This is a genomic window from Streptomyces sp. NPDC020490 (genome assembly GCF_044335305.1).
In the GTDB taxonomy this organism is placed as follows: Bacteria; Actinomycetota; Actinomycetes; order Streptomycetales; family Streptomycetaceae; genus Streptomyces.
Genome location: NZ_JBIRUY010000082.1, coordinates 1 through 8,033, shown reverse-complemented (window position 1 = coordinate 8,033; position 8,033 = coordinate 1). Strand labels below are relative to the sequence as shown.

Sequence of the window (8,033 nt, the reverse complement as noted above, 5' to 3'; positions counted from 1 at the left end):
AAGCTGTCCCGGGCCAACTGGGAGGACAACAAGTACCACGGCTACACCAAGCAGCCGGTGAAGCTCCAGTTCCGCAAGGCCGGCACGACCACGTACACCACGCTGAAGACGGTCTACTCGGACGCGTACGGCAACGTGAAGGCCACCGCCACCGCCCAGTACGACGGCTACTGGCGCTTCAGCTTCGCGGGCACCACCACCACGTCGGCCGTCTCGGCGACCGCCGACTACGTCGACGTGAAGTAGCGTCCGGCTCCCTCAGGCGGGGAAGCGGCGGCCGGCCCATTTCCACAGTGCCTCCAGGGCGGCCGCCGCCACGACCGAGATGCCGACCGCGATCCACGGCAGCCGCAGGCCGACCAGTTTCAGCGCGAAGAAGTGCTGCAGCGACGGCACCGCCAGCACCAGCAGGAACGCCGCGGCCATCGAGACGACCAGGGTCAGCCGCCACCAGGTCCAGGGGCGGGCGACGATCGCCAGCACCCACATGGAGATCAGGAACAGGGTGAGGGTCGCGACGCTGGTCTCGGCCTCCAGCGAGCCCGGCCCCGTGTAGTGGTGCCGGGCGATCACGTACGTCGCGAAGGTCGCGGCCGCGGCCACCACCCCGCCGGGGATCGCGTACCGCATGACCCGGCGCACGAAGCGGGGCCGGGCCCGTTCCCGGTTGGGGGCCAGGGCGAGGAAGAACGCCGGGATCCCGATGGTGAGGGTGGACAGCAGGGTCAGGTGCCGGGGCAGGAAGGGGTACTCGACCTGCCAGCACACCACCAGCAGGGCCAGCAGCACCGAGTAGACCGTCTTCACCAGGAACAGCGTGGCGACCCGGGTGATGTTGCCGATGACCCGCCGGCCCTCGGCGACCACCGACGGCAGGGTCGCGAAGCTGTTGTCCATCAGCACGATCTGCGCCACCGCCCGGCTGGCCTCCGACCCGGAGCCCATGGCGACGCCGATGTCGGCGTCCTTCAGCGCCAGCACGTCGTTCACGCCGTCGCCGGTCATCGCCACCGTGTGCCCGCGGGACTGCAGGGCGCCCACCATGTCCCGCTTCTGCCGCGGGGTGACCCGCCCGAACACCGTGCCCTCGTCCAGGGCCCGCGCCATCGCCTCCCGCTCGGCGGGCAGCCCGCGGGCGTCCACCACGGTGCCGTTCAGGCCCAGCTTCGCGGCCACCGCGCCCACCGACACCGCGTTGTCGCCGGAGATGACCTTGGCGCGCACGTCCTCCTCGGCGAAGTAGCGCAGGGTGTCGGCCGCGTCCGGCCGCAGCCGCTGCTCCAGGACGACCAGGGCGGTGGGGCGGGCGCCCCGCACGGCCCCGGGATCGTCGAGGCCGCGGTCGGTGCGGGCGAGCAGCAGCACCCGCAGGCCCTGCTCGTTGAGCCGTCCGGTCTCGGCGAGGGCGGGGTCGTCGGCGTCCAGCAGGACGTCCGGCGCGCCGAGCAGCCAGGTGCTGCTCTGCCCGTCGCCCTCGCTGAAGGTGGCGCCGCTGTACTTGCGGGCGGAGGAGAAGGGGAGGGCCTGGGTGCAGCGCCAGTCCTCCACGTCGGGGAAGGCGTCGATGATCGCCTGGAGGGACGCGTTCGGGCGCGGGTCGGCCTCGCCGAGCGCGCCGAGCACCTTGCGTACGTACGTCTCGTCGGCGCCCTGCAGCGGCCGGAGTTCGGTGAGGTCCATGCCGCCCTCGGTGAGGGTGCCGGTCTTGTCGAGGCAGACGGTGTCGACGCGGGCCAGGCCCTCGATGGCGGGCAGCTCCTGCACGAGGCACTGTCTGCGGCCGAGCCGGATCACGCCGATCGCGAAGGCGACCGAGGTCAGCAGCACCAGCCCCTCCGGGACCATGGGCACGATGCCGCCGACCGTCCGCGCGACGGAGTCCTTGAAGCCGTGCTGCTTCACGACGAGCTGGCTGACGACCAGGCCGATCGCGGTCGGGATCATCATCCACGTCACGTACTTGAGGATCGTGGAGATGCCGCTGCGCAGCTCGGAGTGGACCAGGGTGAAGCGGGAGGCCTCCTCGGCGAGCTGGACGGCGTAGGCCTCGCGACCCACCTTGGTCGCCTGGAAGGCGCCGCCGCCGGCGACCACGAAGCTGCCGGACATGACCCGGTCGCCGGGTTTCTTCGGCACCGGGTCGGCCTCGCCGGTGAGCAGCGACTCGTCGATCTCCAGCCCGTCGGCCTCCACGCACACCCCGTCGACGACGGCCTTGTCCCCGGACCCGATCTCGATCACGTCGTCCAGCACGATCTCCGAGGTGGCGACCTCGGCGGCGGCGCCGTCCCGCCGTACCGTGGGCCGGGCCTCCCCGATCACGGCGAGGGAGTCCAGCGTCTTCTTCGCCCGCCACTCCTGGACGATGCCGATGCCGGTGTTGGCGAGGATGACGTAGCCGAAGAGGCTGTCCTGGAACGGTGCGACGAACAGCATGACCAGCCACAGCAGGCCGATGATCGCGTTGAACCGGGTGAAGACGTTGGCCCGGACTATCTCGCCCGGCGACCGGCTGCTGCGCACCGGGACGTCGTTGACCTGCCCCCGCGCGACCCGTTCGGCGACTTCCGCCGCGCTCAGTCCGCGGACCGCCGGCGGGCCGGCCGCGGGGGGACGAGCCGCTCCGGACCCGGCGCCCGCGTCGAGGTGCGTCATGTCTTCGACGGTACGTGCGCGCGTACGGCTTCACCCGCCGAGTGAGGGGAAGTTCCGACCTGGGGAGGACCACGGGTAGTGCCCTGGTTGTACGGGGCACGGACGGCTAGGACCTCAGGCCGTCGTCGTGCCCTTCTCGGCCGCGTTCCGCCCGGCCGCCGGGTCCTGCCCGGCCGTCGAGTCCTGCCCGGCCGTCGAGTCCCGCCCGGCCGCCGCGTCCTGCCCGGCCGTGTCCCGCTCCGCGGCGGCCCGCTTGATCGCGGCGTCCCGCTTGCGGACGTACCAGATGCCGATCAGGCCCAGGCCGCCGCCGGCCAGGCAGGTCCACAGCCACCAGGTGTGGCCGTGGTCGGCGAACCAGCCGTAGAAGGGGAGCTGGACCAGGAAGAGGACGAACCAGACGATCGTGCCACCGGTGACGGTGGCGACCACGGGCCCCTCCAGGGGCTCCGGCGCCTCGTGCTGGAAGGTTCCCGAGAAAAGACCGGCCATGGGGACAGCTTACGGGCGGCTTCGGAAACGATCAGGTCTACGCGCGGAGATGGCGGGTACCGGAATCATATGTTCATACTGAAACGGTTTGCGCTGGTCCACTTCTGCTCGTAGGAACATCCAATGTCCACCTCGGCCCCCGCCAAGGTCCCCGCCCCCGGAGAGCCGGGGCAGTCGCCCGCCACCGGAGCGCTCGACCGCTACTTCAAGATCACCGAGCGCGGCAGCACGCTCGCCCGCGAGGTGCGCGGCGGCTTCGCCACCTTCTTCGCGATGGCGTACATCATCGTGCTGAACCCGATCATCCTCAGCAGCGCGAAGGACATGTACGGGCACCACCTGGACAACGGCCAGCTGGTCACCGCGACCGCCGTGACGGCGGCGTTCACCACCCTGCTCATGGGGGTGATCGGCAACGTCCCGATCGCGCTGGCCGCCGGTCTCGGCGTGAACTCCGTCGTCGCGCTCCAGCTCGCCCCGCGGATGTCGTGGCCGGACGCGATGGGCATGGTCGTGCTGGCGGGCTTCGTGGTGATGCTGCTGGTCGCCACCGGTCTGCGGGAGCGCGTGATGAACGCGGTGCCCTACGGGCTGCGCAAGGCGATCTCCATCGGCATCGGCCTGTTCATCATGCTGATCGGCCTGGTCGACTCCGGCTTCGTCTCCCGCATTCCGGACGCCGCCCAGACCACCGTCCCCGTGCAGCTCGGTGCCGACGGCCACCTCAACGGCTGGCCGGTGCTGATCTTCATCCTGGGCGCGCTGCTCACCCTCGCGCTCATCGTCCGCCGGGTCTCCGGCGCGATCCTGATCTCGATCGTCACGATGACCGTCCTCGCGGTGGTCGTGGACGCGGTCGCCACGGTGCCCAGCTGGGGCCTGACCACCCCGAAGTGGCCGGGCAACCCGGTCGCCACGCCCGACTTCGGCCTGATCGGCCAGGTCAGCCTGTTCGGCGGCTTCGGCAAGGTCGGCATGCTGACCGGCGTGCTGTTCGTCTTCACCGTGCTGCTGTCGTGCTTCTTCGACGCGATGGGCACGATCATGGGCGTCGGCGACGAGGCGAAGCTGACCAATGCCCAGGGCGAGATGCCCGGCATCAACAAGGTCCTGTTCGTCGACGGCCTCGCGGTCGCCGCGGGCGGCGCCAGCTCCTCCTCGGCCACCACCGCCTTCGTGGAGTCCACGGCCGGCGTCGGCGAGGGCGCGCGCACCGGCTTCGCGAACGTCGTCACCGGCGCGCTGTTCGCCGTGGCCCTCTTCCTGACCCCCGTCGCCACGATGGTGCCGTCGCAGGCGGCCACCCCGGCCCTGCTCGCGGTCGGCTTCCTGATCCTGGCGGGTTCGGTCCGGGAGATCGACTGGGCCGACCACACGATCGCCATCCCGGCCTTCGTGACCATGGTGATGATGCCGTTCACCTACTCGATCACCAACGGCATCGGCATGGGTTTCATCACCTTCGTGCTGCTGCGCCTGGTGGCCGGGCGGGGCCGGGAGGTGCCGGCGCCGATGTACGTCGTCGCCGCGGTGTTCGGCTTCTACTACCTGATGCCCGCGCTCGGCCTGACCTGAGCCGCGCTCGGCGCCACCTGAGCCGCGCTCGCCGTCACCTGAGCTGTGCCCGGCCCGTCCTGAGCCGGGCTCAGGTGACCCCGTAGAACTTCTCCGTCTCCTCGACGGCGGTCTGGAACCGCTCGTCGAAGTCGTCGCGAATGAGCGTCCGGACCACGTAGTCCTGGACGCTCATTCCTCTTCTGGCGGCATGCTGCCGGAGCCGCTCGAGCAGCTCTGCGTCGATGCGCAGGCTGAGCACGCTGGTCTCCATGACGCAAAGGGTCGCGGCAGAGACCGGCGACGCGTGCCGCGTTCGGCGTCCTGCCACCCGAACGAGTGGCGCATATGGCACAGTGGCCGGAATCACGGCGCTCCTCCGTCCCCCCAATGGTCTTTAGCCAGGGTAATGACTTAGGCTAAAGAACATGCCGGACCTAAGCCATGGCGACGACGCTGCCGCCGTGAACTCCCTTCGCTCAGCCGTCATGCGGCTGTCCCGTCGGCTCAAGCACCAGCGGGTCGACGAGTCGTTGAGCCCCACCGAGATGTCGGTGCTGGGCACCCTGTCCACCTGCGGCAGCGCCACGCCGGGCGAACTCGCCCGCAAGGAGCACGTGCAGCCGCCGTCGATGACCCGCATCGTCGCGCTGCTCGAGGCCAAGGGGCTGGTCAGCCTGGAGCCGCACCCCGAGGACCGGCGCCAGAAGGTCGTGACCAAGACCGAGCAGGCCGAGGCGATGCTCGAGGAGAGCCGCCGCAAGCGCAACGCGTTCCTGGCCACCCTGGTCGAGGCTCTCGACGAGGACGAGTGGGCCGCACTGCGCGCCGCCGCGCCCGTGCTGGAGAAGCTCGCGCACCTGTAATCAGCAGTCTCAAGGAGGCGAACCCTTTTGAGTACGGGACCCGGAGCAGATTCCGTCCCCGCACCGACCACCCCCGACTCCCCGCCCGTCCCCGAGCGCCGCTCCACGATGTTCAGCTCCCTGAAGATCCGGAACTACCGCCTGTTCTTCGCCGGACAGGTCGTCTCGAACATCGGCACCTGGATGCAGCGCATCGCCCAGGACTGGCTGGTCCTCAGCCTCACCGGCTCCGCCACCGCCGTCGGCGTCACGACGGCCCTGCAGTTCCTGCCGATGCTGCTGTTCGGCCTGTACGGCGGCGTCCTCGTCGACCGTCTGCCCAAGCGCCGCGCCCTGCTCGTCACGCAGTCCGCGATGGCCGTCACCGGCATCGTGCTGGCCCTGCTGACCCTGACCGGTCACGTGCAGGTGTGGCACGTGTACGTGGCCGCCTTCGCCGTCGGCCTCGCCACGGTCGTCGACAACCCGGCCCGCCAGTCCTTCGTCTCCGAGATGGTCGGCCCGGACCAGCTGCAGAACGCGGTCAGCCTCAACTCCGCGAACTTCCAGTCCGCCCGCCTGGTCGGCCCCGCCGTCGCCGGACTGATGATCACCGGTGTGGGCACCGGCTGGGCGTTCCTGTTCAACGGCCTGTCCTACGTGGCCCCCATCGCCGGTCTGCTGCTGATGCGCGCGCGTGAGCTGCACGTCGTCGAGCGCGCCCCGCGCGGCAAGGGCCAGCTGCGGGAGGGCCTGCGCTACGTGGCCGGCCGCCCCGACCTGATCTGGACCATCGTCCTGGTCGGGTTCATCGGCACCTTCGGCTTCAACTTCCCGGTCTACCTCTCCGCCTTCGCCGACGACGTCTTCCACGTCGGCGCCGGCTCCTACAGCCTGTTCAACACACTGATGGCGATCGGCTCGCTGGCCGGCGCCCTGCTCGCCGCCCGCCGGGGCACCGCCCGGATGCGGGTGCTGATCGCGGCGGCGGTGGCCTTCGGCACGATGGAGCTGGTGGCCGCGGCGGCGCCGTCCCTGTGGCTGTTCGCCCTGCTCATGGCCCCGATCGGGATGTTCGGCATGACGGTCAACGTCACCGCCAACTCCAGCATCCAGCTCACCACCGACCCGGCCATGCGCGGCCGCGTCATGGCGCTGTACATGATGGTCTTCCTGGGCGGCACCCCGGTGGGCGCGCCGATCGCCGGCTGGATCACCGACACCTACGGCGTCCGGGCGGGCCTCGCCGTCGGCGGCGTGATCGCCGCGGCCGCGGCGGCCGGGATCGGCCTGGTGCTGGCCCGCATCGGCAACCTGCGGCTGTCGATGGGCTGGAACCACGGTCACCCGCGCCTGGGCCTGGTGCCCCGCGAGCGGCGGGAGGAACTGGCGCGGGCCGCGTGAGACTCCGTCGGGGCGGTGTCCGGCTGGGAGCGTGAGACTCGGTCGGGGGTGGTGTCCGGTGGGAGGCGTGGGGCGCGTCGGGCACGGTGTTCGGCTGGAGGCGTGAGACTCGGTCGGGCACGGTGTCGGCTGGATGTGTGATGCGCGTCGGGCACGGTGTTCGGCTGGAGGCGTGATGCGCGTCGGGCACGGTGTCCGGCTGGGAGCGTGATGCGCGTCGGGGGCGGTGCCAGGCTCGGAGGGGGCGTGAGACCTGCCTGGGGCGGTGCCAGTCTGGAGGTATGAGACTCTTCACCGCCGTAGTGCCCCCGGACGAGGTCGCCGGTGAACTCGCCTCTGAGGTCGCCGCCCTGAAGGAGCTGCCCGGCGCGGACGGCCTGCGCTGGACCGGCCGGCCCGCCTGGCACTTCACGCTCGCGTTCTACGGGGAGGTCGACGACGACGTCGTCCCCGCCCTGTCGGTACGGCTGGAGCGCGCGGCCCACCGCACCGGCCCGTTCCCGCTGGCGCTGCACGGCGGCGGCCAGTTCGGGCGCGGGCGCGCCCTGTGGACCGGCGCCGCGGGCGACCTCGACACCCTGCGCGTGCTGGCCGGCCGTACGCAGGCGGCGGCGCGCAAGGCGGGCCTGCCGATGGAGGAGCACCGCCACTACAAGGCCCACCTGACGGTGGCCCGCGGCCGGGAGACGGTCGACGTGCGGCCGTACGTGGCGGCCCTGCGCGGGTTCACCAGCCGCACCTGGACGGTGGCGGAGCTGGCGCTGGTGCGCAGCAACCTGCCCCGGTCGGGCATGCCGGGCGAACAGCCGCGGTACGAGGCGGTCGCCTGCTGGCCGCTCGGCGGGGCCGGTTAGGCTCGTCGCGTGGACCCGAAAACCCGGAACCGGATCATGGCCGGTGCGCTCGTTCTCCTGCTCGTGGTGGTGGCCGTCGCGGCGGCCGTCAGGTAGCCGCGGGGGGGCGCCCCGCGCCCCCCCCCCCCCCCCACCCCCCCACCGGGGGCCGGCCGGGTTCAAATTGCGCGGAGTCCCGTGAGGCGGCCTCCCTCTTGATGGGTGGGGTGTCTAAGCGGGGGGGGCGGGG

7 protein-coding genes and 1 pseudogene are annotated in these 8,033 nt (G+C 71.4%); 5 read left to right on the top strand and 3 right to left on the bottom strand.

The window, feature by feature from the left end:
* Window positions 1–246 (top strand): annotated as a pseudogene (locus tag ACH4ZX_RS39915) (hypothetical protein); the annotation flags it as partial.
* Between the two features lie 12 nt (window positions 247–258).
* Here the strand turns inward: ACH4ZX_RS39915 and ACH4ZX_RS39910 are convergent.
* Both ACH4ZX_RS39910 and ACH4ZX_RS39905 read right to left on the bottom strand, forming a co-directional pair.
* Window positions 259–2,655 (bottom strand): HAD-IC family P-type ATPase, encoded by a 2,397-nt coding sequence (locus ACH4ZX_RS39910; RefSeq protein ID WP_398283790.1) that lies wholly within the window; start codon window positions 2,653–2,655, stop codon window positions 259–261.
* Window positions 2,656–2,769: 114 nt separating this feature from the next.
* The gene (locus ACH4ZX_RS39905) at window positions 2,770–3,147 is read right to left on the bottom strand and encodes a DUF2530 domain-containing protein (protein ID WP_398283788.1); all 378 of its coding nucleotides are present in this window, start codon (window positions 3,145–3,147) and stop codon (window positions 2,770–2,772) included.
* A gap of 123 nt (window positions 3,148–3,270) precedes the next feature.
* Here ACH4ZX_RS39905 and ACH4ZX_RS39900 point away from each other — a divergent pair, with 123 nt between their 5' ends.
* Complete coding sequence (locus tag ACH4ZX_RS39900; protein ID WP_398283786.1) at window positions 3,271–4,722, top strand: NCS2 family permease; 1,452 nt, start codon at window positions 3,271–3,273, stop codon at window positions 4,720–4,722.
* Window positions 4,723–4,792: 70 nt separating this feature from the next.
* Here ACH4ZX_RS39900 and ACH4ZX_RS39895 read toward each other — a convergent pair whose 3' ends face one another.
* The gene (locus ACH4ZX_RS39895) at window positions 4,793–4,975 is read right to left on the bottom strand and encodes a ribbon-helix-helix protein, CopG family (RefSeq protein ID WP_324783433.1); all 183 of its coding nucleotides are present in this window, start codon (window positions 4,973–4,975) and stop codon (window positions 4,793–4,795) included.
* Between the two features lie 154 nt (window positions 4,976–5,129).
* Between ACH4ZX_RS39895 and ACH4ZX_RS39890 the strand changes: the two genes are divergently transcribed.
* The 3 genes from ACH4ZX_RS39890 to thpR all read left to right on the top strand — a co-directional run bounded on the left by ACH4ZX_RS39890 (window position 5,130) and on the right by thpR (window position 7,804).
* Window positions 5,130–5,567: a MarR family transcriptional regulator gene (locus ACH4ZX_RS39890; RefSeq protein WP_351893530.1), complete on the top strand. Its 438-nt coding sequence runs from the start codon at window positions 5,130–5,132 to the stop codon at window positions 5,565–5,567.
* Window positions 5,568–5,594: 27 nt separating this feature from the next.
* Window positions 5,595–6,950 carry an MFS transporter gene (locus ACH4ZX_RS39885; RefSeq protein WP_398283783.1) on the top strand — a complete coding sequence of 452 codons (1,356 nt, stop codon included), beginning with the start codon at window positions 5,595–5,597 and terminating at the stop codon, window positions 6,948–6,950.
* Window positions 6,951–7,231: 281 nt separating this feature from the next.
* Window positions 7,232–7,804: an RNA 2',3'-cyclic phosphodiesterase gene (gene thpR, locus ACH4ZX_RS39880; protein ID WP_398283781.1), complete on the top strand. Its 573-nt coding sequence runs from the start codon at window positions 7,232–7,234 to the stop codon at window positions 7,802–7,804.
* Window positions 7,805–8,033 lie beyond the last annotated feature (229 nt).